This is a genomic window from Mycetocola reblochoni REB411 (genome assembly GCF_900163835.1).
GTDB classification, from domain to species: domain Bacteria; phylum Actinomycetota; class Actinomycetes; order Actinomycetales; family Microbacteriaceae; genus Mycetocola_B; species Mycetocola_B reblochoni.
Window position 1 is genome coordinate 1 of record NZ_FUKR01000077.1, and the last position, 15,801, is coordinate 15,801.

A 15,801-nucleotide genomic window follows, 5' to 3' on the forward strand; every position below is an offset into this window, starting at 1 on the left:
TCGGTGATGGTGGTGTGCCGGGTTCTGTGATGCTTGATGTGCGTCCGGTGTTCGGCGCGGATCACCCGACGGTGCCGGAGTTGTTTGAGGTGCGCTGGCAGGTCGACGGTGGCGTGGTGGAACGTGTTCCGTTCTGGAATAGGAATTGATGGCTGTGGCAATTCAGGGTGAGCAGATGGAGCGGTTCCGCGAGCTGGGGCTGGCGGTGTACAGCGCGCTGGGCGAGGGCGATTCGCATATCGAGTATCGGGTTTCCTTGGTTGGTCTGACGGGGAGAATTGTCGCGTTGCGTTACAACCCTGCGGGGAATCTGCAGGATTCGGCAGGTCGGTTTTTCTCGGCGGAGGTTCCGAGTTCGGCGGATAGCGCGGCGCGTGCGTTGCGTGAGTTGATGTTTGAGCCGGGTAAGGGGACGTGGTTTTCGGCGGTGGTGACGGTGACGGCTGAGGGTCGTGCGTCGGTGTCGTACAACTATGACGATGAGCCGGAGGGGCCGGGCGGTCAGGGCTTTGATCCGGTCGCGTACAAGATTGAGTTCGAGAAGTTCCCTCGTGATGAGGCGCATACGCCGGAGTGGTTGCGGCAGCGTCTGGCGGAGGCGGTTGAGTTGAACAAGAAGCGTGCGGCGTTGCCGCGGGATCAGTGGTTCGACTGACCGGTTGGGCCGCTGTTGTCCTGACCGTTGAGGCGTCGGCGTCGGCGTCGGCGAGGGAGGGCGGGGTGCGCGTGGTGCCGGCGCGGACGCCGAAGCCAGAGCGATCACCGACTACGAGCCCCGAACACGCAGCACAGACGGGCGCTCCTCGGTCAGGTGCTTCGTCTACCGCGGAGCGCCCTCCATGGCGACCCCGACGCCGAAGCCGATGAGAACCGTCCCTGTGACGCCGTCGATGGTGCGAGCCACCTTCCGGCGTTGAAGCCACCGGCTGAATCGTTGGGCGACGAGCGCCAGCGCCGACAACCAGGCGGTGCCGAGGAGCACATGCACCCCGGCGAGCGTGAGCCCCCACATCAGGTGTGGTGCTGATTCGGGGATGAACTGAGGGAGGATCGCCACGTAGAACGCGCCCATCTTCGGGTTCAGGAGATTCGTCAGAGCGCCTTGGCGCCACCCGCTGAAGAACGAGTCGTCACCGATCGGGCCGCTGCTCGACGCCGCTGCCCTGGTTCCATGGATCGTCGACCAGAGCATTCTGCCACCCATCCAGATCAGGTACGCAGCGCCGATCAGGCGGATGACGTCGTAGAGCTGGGCCGAGGCAAGCAGGAGTGCACTCACGCCAATTGCGGCCAGGAATCCCCAGATGAGTGTTCCGGTCTGGATGCCGGCGATGACTCCGAATGCTCGTCGCTTTCCGCCGACCGCGGCGCTGCGGAGCACCAGCGCTGTGTCCAGGCCGGGGGTCACGGTGAGAAGTCCGACGACGAGGGAGAAGGAAGCGATCACCGCGACAGAGGGCAACATGAGCTCATGCTAGCGGGGCGGTATCTCGCCGTTCGTGGTGACCGGCGGACGTTACGTCCCGTGCCGTTCTCGGCGACCGTTAGGGGGACAATCAACGACACCGATCGAGCCGCGACCCCCACCGGCCACCGGTGCGGGATTCGGCACGACGCCGGGAATCCCGATCCCACGCTCCACCGTCAGGTGTCCCTTCGGGGTGGCGGGCGCGGGCCGTCCTCTGCGCTCACGATCGTCACACGGGCTCGCGGATCCCCGCTGCGCGCGTAACGTCGCCACGGCACTCGGAGGGGTAGAGCGGGAGCACGGCAGCATCCCTCCTGGCCCACACCGTCGGCAAACCGGACCAGGTCTCAGGTACTTGTGCGGCACCTCCCGTGCCGTTGGGAGCACGGCTGGGAACTTGACATCGACGCCGACAACGCCACGCAGGTTCGCACCTTCGACAAGGCTCCGCAGCAGGTCCGCGACTACCTCGATACCCTGCACCCCGACGCCGACCACAGCAGCATCGAGGTTCACGTTGTACCCGAGCTCGGCGCGCTCAGTGAACGCATCCGCGAGGCGCAGGAGGCCAAGCGCGACGCCGAAGCCCGCCAGCTCGCCGCTGCCCGCCAGTCCCGCGATGTCGCCGCCGAGCTGCACGCACAGAACCTCTCCGGTACTGACATTGCCGCGATCCTTGGCGTCTCCCGCGGCCGCGTCAGCCAGCTCATCAACAGCTAAGCCCACCCCGCCGGCAGTACGCCTCTCGGCGCACTGCGAGGGGGCTGGCCCCTCGCGCTCCTCGCATGCCGCCGTTGGTGTCTTATGAGGGCGACCCGCCCTCGTGCTCCTGGTGTGCTGCGCCCCCAGTGGGGACAGCCGCGCTGGGCGCGTCTGCCGCCCAGTGTGGACGAGCGCGAGCGGGGGAGTCGGCCCCCAATGGGCACAGCACAGCTCTATCCGCTCCGCGGCTGTCCTGCACCCAGTGGGGACGAACCCTGCGGTGTTTGCTGGTCGGCTGCGCCTCCCGCAGAGGGGCTGCGCCTCCCGCAGATGGGCTGCGCCCCTCAGGCTCCCGGGCCGGCTGCGCCGGCCGTTAGTTCGTTGGCGGGATGCCGGTCACTTCCTGCTCAATCGTCGGACTGTCGACCGAGCCGGGCGCTGAGAACTGCAACCGAACTGATTAAGGACAAGGAAGCGAGACCGGTGCCAACAGCGGAAAACGTCTTCGCCACCGGATCTGTGACATACATGAGTGCGACTACGAAGCAGCCGGAAGATAGGAAAAACATAAAGAGAAACAGTACGAGCTTTCTTCTCACCCTTGCGTTGTTGCTCATCGTTTTCTCCTTATCAACTAGATGAATCGTCCTGGGTTAGCTAAAGGCTCCTGACCGTGGAAGCGAGGATGGAGTTGTCCCGAAAGAACAGGCCGCCGGAAAGCCCCCGATGCGTCGCTACTCGGTCGAGGAGAAAGCCGCCACGGTCTTCCCAATCAGGGAATACCGTGTGATCCCGGCGACCACCGTGGATGCTACCGTCGGGGAACCGGTGTCGGCGCCGGCCGGAACCTGGAATTGAAGTTCCGCATCGATGCCGAGTCTGCCGACCCGCCAGCACCCCTCATGAAGAAGGTATTCGGTGTCTAAACATACCGGCGCACAGCGCATCCGTACACGCACGCAAGCCGCGACGGCTCGTCGTGTGGCGCTCGTTCGTCGAGGTGAGCGCGTTGAGGAACTGCTCACCTTGCACAACGCCAGCGGGACGACCTTGGGCGCATGCACGGGCTCGGCGGCGCTGTTCGTGGCCTTGGGGGCAGTTCTCTCCGCCGCCAACGGAGATAATCTGCGTGCGTTCCTCGCTTTCGGCACCGCTATCACGGTGGCCGCGCTTATGGTGGCCGTGGTGTACTGCAGCAATGTCATCGAGATCAGCCGAATCTATCCACGAAGTGTTGTCGTCTGGCGTGGGGCGAAGCAGCGGAAGCGTCCCGTTATCCAACAACGCCATGGGTTCAGTGTGAAGACCTACACGATCGTGCGCCGGCGTATTACGTGGCTCGGCTACGGATCGCTGATCGCACTGTTTGTGATCTACCTGTGTGGGCTCTGCATGCTGGTGATCCTGGTCCAATGAATTATTTTGATTGTGGCGTAATTGATTGCGCGGCCGTTATGGCCAAGGACGTCGCCCTCGCGGCGTGACGACAAACTGTCACCTAACCGTGCAGCAGCCCCCCGGGGCCGCCATTTCGTCGTAGCGCGGTGTCAGCACGAATACTCCGATGATTTGCCCTCTTCGCTTAGTCCAAAAGGAACAGGTCCCCGATGCCGATTCGATAGGTTCGCGCCTCGGCCGTCGTGCAGGACATCTTGGTGGTGTGTGACGCGCTGCTCCGCCTCGTCCCCGTGCGGATCAGGTGCCGCGACCTGGGCCGGCGGTCGGTGCCGGCGGCTCCTGTCTGCACGCGGGGCCCACGCCGCGCCTGGCCGAGGCAGTGCCGGACGCCGGGGCGGCAGTAGGGTGGGGCGCACCGGGACGACGGGCCCCGTCGGTCCGCGCTCGCGCCGACGAGGGGACACCGCATGACCGCCACGAACCCGCCGACCGACGGTCGAACGCCCGGCTCGCCGGTGACACCCGCGACCCCGCGCCCTCCGCTGTCCCGGCAAATCGTCGTCGCGGTGCTCCTGCTGGCGGCGGTGTTCGCGGTCGCGTCGCTCGGCTCCCTCGCGGCGATCGGCAATACGGACGGCTGGTACGCGACCGTCGAGAAGGTGCCGTGGAACCCGCCGAACAGCGTCTTCGGGCCGGCGTGGACGGTGCTGTACCTGCTGATGGCGGTCGCCGGCTACCTCGTCTGGCGTCGCGGTTTCCGCGGCAGGGGCAGCCGGAACGCCGCCACGGGAACCCTGGTCCTGTTCGCCGCCCAGCTGCTCGCGAACGGGCTCTGGACCCCGGTGTTCTTCGCCGGGTACCCGGTGGCCGGTGTCGCGGCGTGGTGGGCGGCGATGGGCATCATGGTGGTCCTCATCGTGCTCGTCGTCGCACTGATCGTCGTGGCCCGGAGGGTGAGCGTCGCGGCGGCGATCCTGCTGCTGCCGTACCTGGCGTGGCTGCTGTTCGCCTCCACGCTGAACGCCGGGATCATCGCGCTCAACGGCTGAGCCGGAGCGCGGGGGAGCGCCGGGTAGACTCGGCGTGACCTCGTCGAGAAACCCCCGGAGGAGCCATGTCCGCCCGCTGTGACTACTGCGGCGCCGCGCTCCGTCCGAACGCCCGGTTCTGCCTCGACTGCGGGCAGCAGGTGCGGATCGTGCGCGCGGGCTCCTCGGGCGGGACCCGCACCGCCGACCCGGGGGTCAGGAACACCACGGGCGGAACGGCGGGCGGTCGCACCGACGGGACGGCCTCTCCCCGGGTCGCCCCGCCGCCGTCGCTGGGCTACGTGCCGCGACCGCTCGGCGACGACTCCCCTGAGCGGCCGGCTGCGCAGCGGGTCGCCGCCCCTCCCGCTGCTCCCATTGCTCCCGCTGCGACCCCCGCGCCGGTTCCTCCAGCCGCGGTTCCCCCAGCTTCGGGGGCTCCCGCCGCCTCCGCTCCCGCCGTGGATTCGGCCATCAGCGCGACGACGCCTCCGCGCGTGACCCCGACAGCGCCTCCCCCCGCAGCGCCGCGCCGGGTGGCCGCCCCGGTCGAGTGGGTGCTCCGCGACGACGACGGGATCGCCTTCCGTGTCGGCGGCGACACCGTGCTCGGCCGCCGTCCCGATGCCTACGCCCAGGCGGAGGGCCTCGCCTCGATCGCCGTCGACGACCCGCTCCGCTCGGTGTCCCGCGTCCACCTGCGGCTGCGCCCCGACGCCTCCGCCGTGCTCAGCGTCACCGACACGGGGAGCGCCAACGGGACGCGCATCGAGCGCGACGGCGGCGTCCTCGAGCTGGTCGCCGGGCAGCCGGCCTTCGTCCGCAGCGGAGAGGTGCTCTGGGTTGGGGAGCGGCGCTTCCGCGTCCGCGCCGTTCCGTCGGGGGACACGGGGGCTGCGACAGGCTGAACGCGTCCCGCGGCGTGTGTCCGGTCCGCCGCTCGTGTCCGGTCCGGGCGTTTGTCTCGTCCGCGCATGCCCGGCCCGGACTTCGCCCGATAGCGCCCGCCCGGTGCGCCCGCCCGCTGCGCCGGTTCGGCGCGACCGGGGTCAGCCCTCGTCCGCCGAGGACGGCTCGCTCGCGGCGCACCGGTCGGGGTCGCGGCGGAGGAACACGTCCACGCCCTCGTCACTGTCGTAGCGAAAGCCGGCGCGCTCATACAGCCGTTGCGCACGCGATCCACGCAGGACGTTGAGCCGAAGCACCCGCCCGCCGTGCAGGGCGAGGACGCGGTCGAGGACGGCCGTGCCGATCCCTGCGCCCTGCAGCCGCCGCGGCAGGTAGAAGTGCTCGACCCAGCGCTCGTCACCGTCCGGCCGCACGGCGATGCAGCCGACGTCCGTGCCGTCGACGACGACGATCATCGTGTTCTCCGGCCGGTAGCCGCTGCGGAACCTCTCGCGGACCCGGACGGGCGTGAACACGCCGACGCGTTCCAGGTCGGGGCGCATGACCTCGGCGCGCAGCTCGGCGAGCCAGTCCACGTCGGACGCGCGTGCGGGGCGCAGCTCCAGGCGATCCGCTCCGGCTCCAGCTCCAGCTCCGGCTCCGGCACCGGCACCGGCACCGATACCGTCGCCCGCCCGCGGCGGCACGCTCACGCCGGGGTCGGGTCGGTGTCGTGCCCGCGGCGCGCATCGGCCACCACGGGTGCGTCCTCCGTCGGCGCGCCCTCGGCCTCTCGGCCCGCCCGGCGCAGCCGGTCGGCACGCCGCATCCACCACTCGAACGGCAGCGTCAGGAACGGCAGGACCGACATCGCCAGCCCCACAGGGGCGAGCCAGATCGGCCAGCGGAACCGCACGGCCGCGAGCAGGATGGCCAGCACGACGGCGAGCCACACGACGCCGTGGATCCAGCCGAACACGGTCACGCCGAACGTCCACCCGTTGATGAGGTACTTGAACGCCAGGGCCACGAGCAGCCCGCACCAGGTGACGCCCTCCGTGAGCAGGGTGGCCTGGAAGAACAGCCGGACGGCACGGTCGATTCTGCTGGGGGTCATGGGGTCCTCTGCTGGCGGGAACGGCTCGATGCGATGCTACCGTCCGTCGTGCGTGCGGACCGGTGCCGTCGAGGGCGCTACCGGGTGGACGATCCGGTCCCGGGCCCTCCGGCGTCGCGCCATCCGCCCCCGGCCTCGCCGGCCTCCCCGAGCAGCGGAAGCAGCGTGGGCAGACGGGTCACGCCGTCGTCCGCCATGAAGTGCCCGACCGGGCCCGCCTCGATCAGCTCCGCGCCGAGGCGCGCCGCGAGCGACCGCGTCGCCGCCGGAGGGACGATCGGGTCGTCGGAGGAGACCAGCACGGTCCAGGCATCGGCGTGGGCGCGCGCCGCGGCCAGGTCGACGCCGTCGCCGATGAACGCGTCCAGCTCGGGCAGCGCGGGCAGCGGCTCGGTGAACCCCGCCACGAGCACGACCCCGCTCAGCCGCCGTCCCTGCGGCAGCGCGGCCAGGGCGCGCAGCGCGGTCAGGCAGCCCAGGCTGTGCGCCACGACGACCGTGTCGCCGTCCGCGTCGGCCAGCGCCGTGCGCGCCGCCGACAGCCAGTCGTCGGCGTCCGGGGCCTCGGGGCGGGGCAGCGGCGGCACGCGCACGGCTCCCGGCTCCAGTCGGTCGCGCAGCCAGGGGAACCAGTGCTTGTCCGGGTGCGCGGAGTAGCCGTGCAGCACGACGACCCGCGGGGAGCCGTGCTCGGGGGGTGTGGTCATGGCCGCTGGTCCTTTCCCGCCGATCGTCTCACACGCCCAGGCGCCGCCAGGCATCGGAGCGCGCTCTGAGTCCGAGTGTGACGGCCCTGGCCAGCATGTAGCCGCCGGTGACCGCGATGGTGAGCCACAGCAGCGTGGTGGCGCCGCTGCCGGGCAGGGCGGGGGCGAGCAGGAACAGGGGCACCGAGACCGCCAGGTTCACGACCCCGGTCAGCGCCAGGTAGCGCGCATCGCCCGCCCCGATGAGGACCCCGTCGAGGACGAACACGAACCCGGCGAGCGGACTCGCCACCCCCAGCGCGATCAGCGAGGGCCTGATCAGCTCCGCCAGCGCCGGATCGCCGCTGAGGGCCAGCCCGATGACGCCGGAGCACGCCACGACGACCGCCCCGACGACGACTCCGAAGCCGACGCCCCACAGCAGGCAGCGCCGGAGCACGAGCGACACCTCCGCGGTGTCGCCCGCGCCGAGGCCGTGGCCGACGAGCGCCTGCGCGGCGATCGCGAGCGCGTCGAGGGCGAAGGCCGTCGTCGAGAAGATCGTGATGACCAGCTGGTAGCCGGCCAGGGTGTCCGTCCCGACGCCGCTGGCGACGCCGACCGCGAGGAGCATCGCCGCGCGCAGGCTCGCGGTGCGCAGCAGCAGCCAGCCCCCGGCCGACGCGGACTCCCTGATGCCGGCGAATGCGGGGCGCAGCCCAGCACCGGTGCGGCGGACGTGCCGCCGGATCACCACCAGGTACGCCGCCACCATGCCCCACTGCGCGATGACCGTGCCGAGCGCCGACCCGGCGATGCCCAGCTGCGCGCCGTAGACGAGGGCGACGTTGAGCGCCGCGTTGGCAGCGAAGCCCACCACCGCGACCACGAGCGGGGTCGTCGTGTCCTGCAGGCCCCTGAGCAGCCCCGTCGCCGCGAAGACGATGAGCATCGCCGGAACCCCGGCCATCGACACGGACAGGTAGATCGCGGCCTGCTCCGACACGGCCTCGGAGGCGCCGAACAGGCCGACGAGGGCCGGTGTGGCCGCGGCACCCGCCGTCGCGACGACGACCCCGATGCCGACCGACAGCCAGACCGCGTCGACGCCGGCCGCCACCGCGCCCCTGCGGTCGCCGGCCCCCAGCCGCCTGGCGACGGCGGGGGTGGTCGCGTAGGCGAGGAACACGAGCAGCCCGATGATCGTCTGCAGCACGGCCGCGGCGATCCCGAGCCCGGCGAGGGGCACGGTCCCCAGGTGGCCGATCAGCGCCGAGTCGGTGAGCAGGAACAGCGGCTCTGCGATGAGCGCACCCAGCGCGGGCACGGCCAGGCGCAGGATGGATCGGTCGATGGCGCGCACCGGTCAAGTATCCCGCGTTCCCCCGACAGTAGAATCGTCCCGGTGCGGGCCGGCCCCACCCGCGTCACACCCCCGTCGAAAGGCCCCGCATGGCTCGCGTGCGACGCGTCAGACCCCGCAGGGATGCCGGCATCTCGCGGACCCGCAGCGACGACCGCTTCGGCTACGTCACGGCGGACGGCCACCCTGTCGACCCCGCGGACGCGGAACGGATCGACGCGCTCGCCATCCCGCCCGCCTGGACGGACGTCTGGATCTGCGCCCGGCCGACCGGGCACGTCCAGGCCGTCGGGACGGATGCCGACGGGCGCACGCAGTACATCTACCACCCCGACTGGCGCCGTCGCAGGGACGGGGCGAAGTACGACAGGGCGCTCGCGCTCGCCGCCGCCCTGCCCACCGCCAGGGGGCGGGCGACGCGGAGCCTCAGGGCGGAGGGCGCCGCCACGGAGGAGACGGTGCTCGCCGTCGCGTTCCGGCTGCTCGACCTCACCGGTGTGCGGATGGGCTCGACCGCCTACCTGCGTCGCTCGGGCAACAGGGGCCTGACGACCCTGCAGCGGCGTCACCTCGTCGTCGACGGCACCGCCGTCCGCCTGGTGTTCAGGGGGAAGTCGGGGAAGCGGCAGGAGATACCGCTCGAGGACGCCGACGTCGTTACCGTCCTCGCCCGGCTCGCGGAGGGATCGGCGCGCACCGTGCTGCTGAGCTGGCGCGAGGGCCGCCGGCGCCGGTCGATCACCCCGGCCCGGCTCAACGCCTACCTCGGCGAGCTGACCGGCGGAACGTTCACCGCCAAGGACTTCCGCACCCTGAGGGGCACGATCATCGCGGCGCAGGCGCTCGCCGAGTCGGGCCCGCAGCGGAAGCGCGCGGCCCGGCTCGCCGCGGAGCGGACGGCCGTCGCCGCGTGCGCCGCCGGACTCGGCAACACGCCGTCGGTCGCCCGCAGCTCCTACATCGACCCCCGGCTGTTCGCGCGCTACCGCTCCGGCCGCGTGCTCGACACCGCCCGGTCACCGGATGCGGCGCTGAGGGACCTGCTGATCGGCTAGCGCCGTGCCGCAGCGATCGTCAGCCCCGCGTTGATCAGCGCCAGGTGGCTGAGCGCCTGGGGCAGGTTGCCGACGGCCGCTCCGCTGGCGGGGTCGATCATCTCGGCGAGCACCCCGACGTCGTTCGGGCAGGCGTCCACGAGGGCGTCCATGAGCTCGCTCGCCCTGTCGATCTGCCCGGTGTGAACGAATGCGGCGACGAGCCAGAACCCGCACGCGACGAACGCCCCCTCCTCCTCGTCCGCCCCGGAGAAGCGGTACAGGTGCGGGCCGGAGCCGAGCCGGTCGACGAGCGCGTCGAGGGTCGAGCGCATCCTCTCGCCGCGGTCGAAGCCGCTGATCGCGTGCAGCAGGATCGAGGCGTCCAGCCGGCCGCTGCCGGGGAAGAACTCGTAGGCGCCGAGATCCTCGGACCAGCACTCGGTCTCCACCCACTCGCGGATGTCCTCCATCGCGGTGCGCCACCGGTCCACCTCCCCGGTGATCTGGCCGGCATCGGCGAGGCGCACCGCCCGGTCGAGTGCCTGCCAGCAGCCGAGCTTCGAAGTCGTGTACTGCCGGATCTCGGGCAGCTCCCAGATCCCTGAGTCGGGGATGCGCCAGTGGTCCGCGGCCTGGTTGGCGACGTCGCCCATGAGCCTGGCGGTGTCGTCGTCGAGGACGTTGCCGTGATCGACGTACTCGCCGACGATGGTGAACAGGTCGCCGTAGACGCCGAGCTGCAGCTGGCCCGTGGCCCGGTTGCCGGTCACGACGGGGCGGCTGTTCCGCCACCCGGGCACGTCGTGCTCGTGCACGCCGTCTCCGGGGTCGTTGCCGTCCAGCCCGGCGAGGACGACGAGCTCCCGTGCGAAGCCGCCGATCTGCGAGAGCATCCGGCTCATCGCCGCGTGCGTCTCCTCGCGGACGCCGAACTGGTAGAGGGCGCTGAGGGTGAAGGCGGTGTCGCGGATCCAGGAGAAGCGGTAGTCCCAGTTCTTCGCGACGGTCAGCGACTCGGGAAGGGACGTGGTCGCCGCCGCCGCGATCGCGCCGGTCGGCCGGAAAATCAGCTGGCGGAGGATGAGGGCCGAGGTCCGCACCTGGTCCGCGTGCGGGCCGCGGTAGTCGAACGAGGAGGACCACTCGCCCCTGACCCGCTCGGTGAGCGAGAGCCGGTCGTCGATCAGCCGCGCGTCGGGCAGCGTCAGCGGCTCGTGGTCGCTCGCGACGACGGCGAGCAGGTGCGTCGACCCCGGCGAGGTGCGGTAGCGCGCGAGGACGCGGTCGGCCAGGATCTCCGTCGACGCCTCGCCGAGGGTGCGCACCCCGAGGGTGAGCCCGTCGACGCGGAGCACCGGGCCGTGCACGGTCCGCGAGACCCACGGTGACGCGGTGCGCAGCAGGGTGCCGGGGGCGACCTCCGCCGTGAACGAGACCTCTCCCTCCACGCCCTCGATGCGTCTCGCCAGCTCGTTCCACGGCAGCTGCCCCGACAGGCCGATGGTGAGCCCGTCGACGACCCTGGCGACGCCCCGGTCGGTGCGGAACGTCGTCTCCAGCACGTCGGAGCCCTCGCGGTAGCGGCGCGTCACCGTGAACGGCCGGTCCGGCCTCAGCGCGATGTGTCCGCCGAGCTCCGCGTCGAGGAGGGCGCCGAAGGCGGGCGGCGAGTCCAGGTTCGGCAGCGGAAGCCAGTCGATGCGTCCGTCCCTGGCGACGAGCGCGACGGTCCTGCCGTTGCCGATGCTCGCGTAGCCGGCGAGGTCGGCGTAGCCGTCCGCGTCGCGCTCGTCCGGCGCGGACGGCTCGGACCGTGCCGGGAGCGGCCGGGTCCCGACCGCCCACGGTCCGGTCACGGGGTGGGCATCCCGCCGTTGACGTGCAGCGTCTCGCCGATGACGAAGCTGGATTCGGCCGAGGCGAGGAACACGTACGCGGGCGCGAGCTCGGCCGGCTGCCCGGGGCGCCCCAGGGCGACGTCGTCGCCGAAGTCGGGCAGGTCCTCGGTCGGCTGGCCCCCCGCCGTCTGCAACGGCGTCCACACCGGCCCCGGTGCGACCACGTTCACGCGGATTCCGCGCGGGGCCAGCTGCTCGGCCAGGCCCTTGCAGTACGCGTTGATCGCGGACTTGGTGCTGGCGTAGTCGAGCAGGTGGGCGGAGGGCTTGTAGGCCTGGATGGAGGAGCTGGCGATGATGGACGAGCCGGCCGGGAGGAACTCGACGGCGGCGCGGGTCAGCCAGAACAGCGCGAAGACGTTGGTGCGGTACGTCTCCTCGAACTGCTCGGACGGCAGGTTCTCGACCCGGGTGCAGTACTGCTGCTTGCCTCCGTTGCTCACGAGGATGTCCAGGCCGCCGAGGCCCTCGAACGCGTCGCGGACGAGGCCCTCGCAGTACTCCCTGTCGGTCAGGTCGCCGGGGAGCAGCAGTGCCGTCCTCCCGGCGTCGCGGATGAGGCCGGCGATGCGCTCGGCGTCGGCCTGCTCCTCCGGCAGGTAGGACAGGGCCACGTCCGCCCCCTCCCTGGCGTAGGCGATCGCGGTCGCCGCCCCGATGCCGGAGTCGCCGCCGGTGATGAGCGCCTTTCGCCCGGCGAGCCGCCCGCTGCCGCGGTAGCTGTCCTCGCCGAGGTCGGCACGGTTGTCGAGGTCGCGGTCCAGGCCCGAGCCCTCCTGGTACTGGGCGGTCGGGATGATGTCCCGGTACATGGTGACGGGGTTGCGGAGCGTGTACTGATCGGTCATGGGGATGTCCCTTCGATTCGTTCGTGCGGTGCTCACTGTGTGCCGGGGCGGTCCCGGCGCGGTGGTCAGATGGTGGCGACGGAGCCGGAGTCGACGCGGTAGTTGGAGCCGTTGACGAAGGACGCCAGGTCCGAGCACAGGAATGCGATCACGGCCGCGACCTCCTGCGGCTCACCGCGGCGGCCGAGCTCCATGTAGGGGCGCTGCTCGTCGAGGAACGACTCGATCGCCGCGTCGAAGGAGACGCCGAGCTCGGCGGAGCGCTTCTGCATCATGGCGTCCGTCATCGGCGTGTGGATGAACGCGGGCGAGACGGCGTTGACGAGCAGCCCCTCCCGGGCGTACGAGCGCGAGAGCCCCTTCGCCAGGGCGAGGATCCCCGCCTTGGCGGCGCAGTAGGGCAGCTCGTCGTCGTAGGGCTGGACGGCGTCCTCCGAGGCCAGCAGCACCAGTCGCCCCCAGCCGCCCGAGCGCAGCTCCGGGAGGAACTCGCGGATCAGTCGGACCGGGCCGATGAGGTCGGTCTCGATGGTCTTCGTCCAGCCCTCGTCGGTGATCTCGTGGAACAGCCCCTGGGCGCCGGTGACGCCCGCGCTCTGGACGAGGATGTCGATGTCGCCGACCGCCTCCTGGACGGCCGCGTGCAGCGCGGCGACCTCGTCGACGCTGGTGATGTCGGCGGCCGCATGGTGTACGCGCGTCTTGGGCGAGAGCCGGGCGGCGGCCTCCGCGAGCGAGTCCTCGTCCACGTCGGTGAGGAAGACGGTGGCGCCCTCCGCCAGCAGCAGCCTCGCGGTCTCCCAGCCGATCCCGGAGTCGGCTCCGGTGATGAGGGCGGTCTTGTCGGCGATGTTGAGGTCCATGCGTTCTCCTATGCGTCTGTCGTGCTCGGGATGGTGCGGATGAAGCGGAGGATCTGCTCCGCGGTCTCGTGGGGGCGTTCGAGCGGTATCTGGTGCCCCGTCGCGGGGAGGGCGACGTGACGGGCGTTCGGCAGCGACCGGGCCTGGAGCGCCGGCTGCGCCGCGGCGCCGAGCGTCTCGTCCTCGGTGCCGCCGAGCACGAGAGCGGGGAGGGCGAGCCCTGCGGTCTCCTCGCTGACGTCCTCCCGGCTGCCCCTGGTGAACCAGGACTCCCAGGCGCGCGGTGCGCTCGCCGTGATCGTGCCGACCGCGATGGAGTGCTCGGCGGCGGGCAGGGGCGACGCGCAGTCGTCGTCGAGGAACTGCTCCGCGCGCTCGGCGGTCAGGCCGGTGCGCGCCCAGCCGATCATCTGCTCGCGCTTGTCGTCGGGCATGGGCTCGGGCGTCGCGGGCGACCCGGCGAGCAGCACCGCGGCCGACGGGCCGATGGCTGTGCCCGCGAGGGCGGCGGCGACGAGGAGCGCGACCTTGCCGCCCATGCTGTGGCCCAGCACGACCCAGGGGAGGTCCCTCGGCGCCCGGGCGATCGCCGCATCGGTCATCGAGCGGAGGTCACCGCCGCGCGGATCGTCGGCCGCCGAGCCGAAGCCGGGCAGGTCGATCGGGACGAGCGTGAGCTCAGGGGGCAGGTGATCGGCCAGCGGGCCGAAGGTGGCCGCCGCGCCGCCGAGCCCGTGCAGCGCGAGGACGGTCATCGGCGTGGTCGGTGTCATCGGGATGATCCTCGCTGCTCCACGGTGTTCCCTGGCCCGTGGCTCAGTTCGACGGACGTCGTGTCTCCGCGCTGATGAACCAGGCCTGCTGCTCGAGCTTCTCGATGACGCCGTGCAGGATGTCGGCGGATGTGGGGTCGGCGGCGTCGACGGCATCGTGCACGCGGCGCATGGTCGCGACGGTCGACTCGATGGCGCGCGTGATCAGGTCGATGGCGTCGTGGGTGAGGACCTCCCCCTGCGGGAACTCCGGCAGGGTGGTCTGCGCCGCGATGACCGCCGGTCGGCCGTCGGGGGTCGCGTGCAGGGCGCGCATGCGCTCGGCGACATCGTCGGAGCTGGCGCGGGCGATCCCGACCACCTCGTCCAGGTTGAGGTGCAGGTCCCGGAAGTTGGGGCCGACGATGTTCCAGTGGGCCTGCTTGCCGACCAGGTGCAGGGCGGTCAGGTCGATGAGGACGGCCTGGAGGTCGTCGGCGAGGGACTGGCTGGCGAGGAAGCCGTGCTCGGCGTTCTCCTCGCTGGTCTGCTCGGCCCCGGAGGGCTGCGGAACGGTGATGGTCGTCGTGCTCATCAGAATCACTCTCCAATTCGTAGATGATCTAACTATTAGCGAGCCTAGTAATCGAACCCCGTGAGGGCAAACGTCTCGGCGCGTCGGTCGCCGCCGCGGAGTAGACGTGACCGGAGGGCCCCGGGCGTGCATCGGCCCCCTCGGACGGGCTGGGCGCTCGTCGCGAGGGGGCCGATGACGGCGTTCGCGGGTCAGGACGTCGGGTTGACCGGCAGCACGGCGGAGCCGTACGTCTCCGTGATCCAGCTGGCGACTTCGGGTGACTCCAGGTACTCGGACAGCGTCGCGACCCGCGGGTCGTCCGCGAACTCCTTCCGCACCGTCAGCAGGTTCGCGTACGGGTTGTCCGTCGCGCTCTCCAGCGCCAGGGTGTCGTCGTCGATGGACAGACCCGTCTGGAGGGCGACGTTCCCGTTGACCACGGCGAGGTCGGTCTCCCCGTCGGCGACGGCCCTCGCCGTGAGCGAGTAGTCGACCTCGCTGAGCTCGAGCCCGGTGGTGTTGATCGCGTCGTCGCCGAGGACGTCCTTCACGGTGAGGGTGTCGGTGGCGACGTCGAAGCCGTCCGGCAGGGTGATCAGGTCGTTGGCCGCGAGCAGCAGCAGCGCGCGGTTCTGGTTGACCACGTCGTTGGTGATGGCGATGCTCGTCCCCTCCGTGACGTCGTCGAGCGTCGTGACGTCACCCGAGGCGTTGTAGTACAGCCCCAGCGGCTCGACGTGCACGGTCGCCGTCGGCACGATGGCGTCCTCCGGCTGCCCGGCGTCGACGAGCCACTGTGTCAGGTACGGCAGGTGCTGGGTGAAGGAGCCGTCCACCTCGTCGTCGACGATGAGCTGGTTCGACTGGACGCCCTCCGTCTCCGTCACGATGTCGAGCTCGAGGCCGTCCTCCGGCGTGACCAGCTCGTCCCTGATGTACTCGAGGATCTCCTGGTGGGGCGTGGCGGCGGCGACGATGCGCAGCGGCTCCGAGGCGGCGTCCGCCGTCTCGCCGTCGGCTGAGGCCGAGCAGCCGGCGAGGAGGACGACGGCGCCGGCCGCCGCCGCGGCGCTGGCGAGACGGAGAAGGGGGGAGCGGTGGTGCGACATGGTTGGTTCCTTTGCGGGTCGTGGTGCGGGTGGTGGTGCGGGTCGGGGAGGTCGTGTGGTGCCGGGC

Annotated in this window: 18 protein-coding genes; 6 read left to right on the forward strand and 12 right to left on the reverse strand. The window is 71.1% G+C overall.

Going from position 1 to position 15,801, the window contains the following annotated elements; genetic code table 11:
* The first annotated feature begins 154 nt into the window (after positions 1-154).
* The gene (locus FM119_RS13125) at positions 155-655 is read left to right on the forward strand and encodes a hypothetical protein (RefSeq protein WP_143822726.1); all 501 of its coding nucleotides are present in this window, start codon (positions 155-157) and stop codon (positions 653-655) included.
* A gap of 165 nt (positions 656-820) precedes the next feature.
* On the opposite strand, the gene FM119_RS13130 is transcribed toward FM119_RS13125, so the two are convergent.
* Positions 821-1,465, reverse strand: a complete 645-nt coding sequence (locus tag FM119_RS13130; RefSeq protein WP_087138617.1) for a LysE family translocator — start codon at positions 1,463-1,465, stop codon at positions 821-823.
* A gap of 360 nt (positions 1,466-1,825) precedes the next feature.
* On the opposite strand from FM119_RS13130, the gene FM119_RS13135 reads away from it, so the two are divergent.
* A complete protein-coding gene (locus FM119_RS13135; protein ID WP_087138618.1) occupies positions 1,826-2,188 on the forward strand; it encodes a sigma-70 family RNA polymerase sigma factor in 363 nt (120 codons plus the stop codon).
* 389 nt (positions 2,189-2,577) lie between these two features.
* On the opposite strand, the gene FM119_RS13735 is transcribed toward FM119_RS13135, so the two are convergent.
* Positions 2,578-2,787 carry a hypothetical protein gene (locus tag FM119_RS13735; protein ID WP_143822727.1) on the reverse strand — a complete coding sequence of 70 codons (210 nt, stop codon included), beginning with the start codon at positions 2,785-2,787 and terminating at the stop codon, positions 2,578-2,580.
* Between the two features lie 301 nt (positions 2,788-3,088).
* Here FM119_RS13735 and FM119_RS13140 point away from each other — a divergent pair, with 301 nt between their 5' ends.
* From FM119_RS13140 to FM119_RS13740, 3 genes are all read left to right on the forward strand, one after another.
* Positions 3,089-3,586, forward strand: coding sequence for a hypothetical protein (locus FM119_RS13140; protein ID WP_143822728.1), 498 nt, complete (start codon positions 3,089-3,091; stop codon positions 3,584-3,586).
* Between the two features lie 449 nt (positions 3,587-4,035).
* Positions 4,036-4,617, forward strand: a complete 582-nt coding sequence (locus tag FM119_RS13145; RefSeq protein ID WP_087138620.1) for a TspO/MBR family protein — start codon at positions 4,036-4,038, stop codon at positions 4,615-4,617.
* 65 nt (positions 4,618-4,682) lie between these two features.
* A complete protein-coding gene (locus FM119_RS13740) occupies positions 4,683-5,504 on the forward strand; it encodes an FHA domain-containing protein (protein ID WP_121657456.1) in 822 nt (273 codons plus the stop codon).
* A 141-nt stretch (positions 5,505-5,645) separates the two neighbouring features.
* Here FM119_RS13740 and FM119_RS13155 read toward each other — a convergent pair whose 3' ends face one another.
* From FM119_RS13155 to FM119_RS13170, 4 genes are all read right to left on the reverse strand, one after another.
* Positions 5,646-6,197: a GNAT family N-acetyltransferase gene (locus FM119_RS13155; protein WP_338065682.1), complete on the reverse strand. Its 552-nt coding sequence runs from the start codon at positions 6,195-6,197 to the stop codon at positions 5,646-5,648.
* The gene (locus tag FM119_RS13160) at positions 6,194-6,601 is read right to left on the reverse strand and encodes a DUF3817 domain-containing protein (protein ID WP_087138622.1); all 408 of its coding nucleotides are present in this window, start codon (positions 6,599-6,601) and stop codon (positions 6,194-6,196) included. Before FM119_RS13160 ends, FM119_RS13155 begins: the two co-directional genes overlap by 4 nt.
* A 77-nt stretch (positions 6,602-6,678) precedes the next feature.
* Positions 6,679-7,308, reverse strand: coding sequence for an RBBP9/YdeN family alpha/beta hydrolase (locus tag FM119_RS13165; protein WP_087138623.1), 630 nt, complete (start codon positions 7,306-7,308; stop codon positions 6,679-6,681).
* Between the two features lie 28 nt (positions 7,309-7,336).
* On the reverse strand, positions 7,337-8,650 hold the full coding sequence (locus FM119_RS13170; protein WP_087138624.1) for an MATE family efflux transporter: 1,314 nt from the start codon (positions 8,648-8,650) through the stop codon (positions 7,337-7,339).
* Positions 8,651-8,739: 89 nt separating this feature from the next.
* Between FM119_RS13170 and FM119_RS13175 the strand changes: the two genes are divergently transcribed.
* Positions 8,740-9,705 carry a DNA topoisomerase IB gene (locus FM119_RS13175; RefSeq protein WP_087138625.1) on the forward strand — a complete coding sequence of 322 codons (966 nt, stop codon included), beginning with the start codon at positions 8,740-8,742 and terminating at the stop codon, positions 9,703-9,705.
* Here FM119_RS13175 and FM119_RS13180 read toward each other — a convergent pair.
* The 6 genes from FM119_RS13180 to FM119_RS13205 all read right to left on the reverse strand — a co-directional run bounded on the left by FM119_RS13180 (position 9,702) and on the right by FM119_RS13205 (position 15,734).
* Positions 9,702-11,543 carry a glycoside hydrolase family 15 protein gene (locus FM119_RS13180; protein ID WP_087138626.1) on the reverse strand — a complete coding sequence of 614 codons (1,842 nt, stop codon included), beginning with the start codon at positions 11,541-11,543 and terminating at the stop codon, positions 9,702-9,704. The genes FM119_RS13175 and FM119_RS13180 overlap by 4 nt on opposite strands.
* Positions 11,540-12,433 (reverse strand): SDR family oxidoreductase, encoded by an 894-nt coding sequence (locus FM119_RS13185; protein WP_087138627.1) that lies wholly within the window; start codon positions 12,431-12,433, stop codon positions 11,540-11,542. Before FM119_RS13185 ends, FM119_RS13180 begins: the two co-directional genes overlap by 4 nt.
* 65 nt (positions 12,434-12,498) lie before the next feature.
* A complete protein-coding gene (locus FM119_RS13190) occupies positions 12,499-13,296 on the reverse strand; it encodes an SDR family NAD(P)-dependent oxidoreductase (protein WP_087138628.1) in 798 nt (265 codons plus the stop codon).
* 8 nt (positions 13,297-13,304) lie between these two features.
* On the reverse strand, positions 13,305-14,069 hold the full coding sequence (locus tag FM119_RS13195) for an alpha/beta fold hydrolase (protein ID WP_179205346.1): 765 nt from the start codon (positions 14,067-14,069) through the stop codon (positions 13,305-13,307).
* Positions 14,070-14,112: 43 nt separating this feature from the next.
* Positions 14,113-14,643, reverse strand: a complete 531-nt coding sequence (locus FM119_RS13200) for a Dps family protein (protein WP_087138630.1) — start codon at positions 14,641-14,643, stop codon at positions 14,113-14,115.
* 191 nt (positions 14,644-14,834) lie between these two features.
* Positions 14,835-15,734 (reverse strand): MetQ/NlpA family ABC transporter substrate-binding protein, encoded by a 900-nt coding sequence (locus tag FM119_RS13205; RefSeq protein ID WP_087138631.1) that lies wholly within the window; start codon positions 15,732-15,734, stop codon positions 14,835-14,837.
* Positions 15,735-15,801: the final 67 nt, after the last annotated feature.

Bases quoted from the DNA above. Each gene is read 5' to 3' on its own strand.
- FM119_RS13130 (WP_087138617.1), bottom strand. From the start codon at position 1,465: ATGTTGCCCTCTGTCGCGGTGATCGCTTCCTTCTCCCTCGTCGTCGGA.
- FM119_RS13735 (WP_143822727.1), bottom strand. From the start codon at position 2,787: ATGAGCAACAACGCAAGGGTGAGAAGAAAGCTCGTACTGTTTCTCTTT.
- FM119_RS13145 (WP_087138620.1), top strand. From the start codon at position 4,036: ATGACCGCCACGAACCCGCCGACCGACGGTCGAACGCCCGGCTCGCCG.
- FM119_RS13740 (WP_121657456.1), top strand. From the start codon at position 4,683: ATGTCCGCCCGCTGTGACTACTGCGGCGCCGCGCTCCGTCCGAACGCC.
- FM119_RS13160 (WP_087138622.1), bottom strand. From the start codon at position 6,601: ATGACCCCCAGCAGAATCGACCGTGCCGTCCGGCTGTTCTTCCAGGCC.
- FM119_RS13165 (WP_087138623.1), bottom strand. From the start codon at position 7,308: ATGACCACACCCCCCGAGCACGGCTCCCCGCGGGTCGTCGTGCTGCAC.
- FM119_RS13175 (WP_087138625.1), top strand. From the start codon at position 8,740: ATGGCTCGCGTGCGACGCGTCAGACCCCGCAGGGATGCCGGCATCTCG.
- FM119_RS13185 (WP_087138627.1), bottom strand. From the start codon at position 12,433: ATGACCGATCAGTACACGCTCCGCAACCCCGTCACCATGTACCGGGAC.
- FM119_RS13190 (WP_087138628.1), bottom strand. From the start codon at position 13,296: ATGGACCTCAACATCGCCGACAAGACCGCCCTCATCACCGGAGCCGAC.
- FM119_RS13195 (WP_179205346.1), bottom strand. From the start codon at position 14,069: ATGACACCGACCACGCCGATGACCGTCCTCGCGCTGCACGGGCTCGGC.
- FM119_RS13200 (WP_087138630.1), bottom strand. From the start codon at position 14,643: ATGAGCACGACGACCATCACCGTTCCGCAGCCCTCCGGGGCCGAGCAG.
- FM119_RS13205 (WP_087138631.1), bottom strand. From the start codon at position 15,734: ATGTCGCACCACCGCTCCCCCCTTCTCCGTCTCGCCAGCGCCGCGGCG.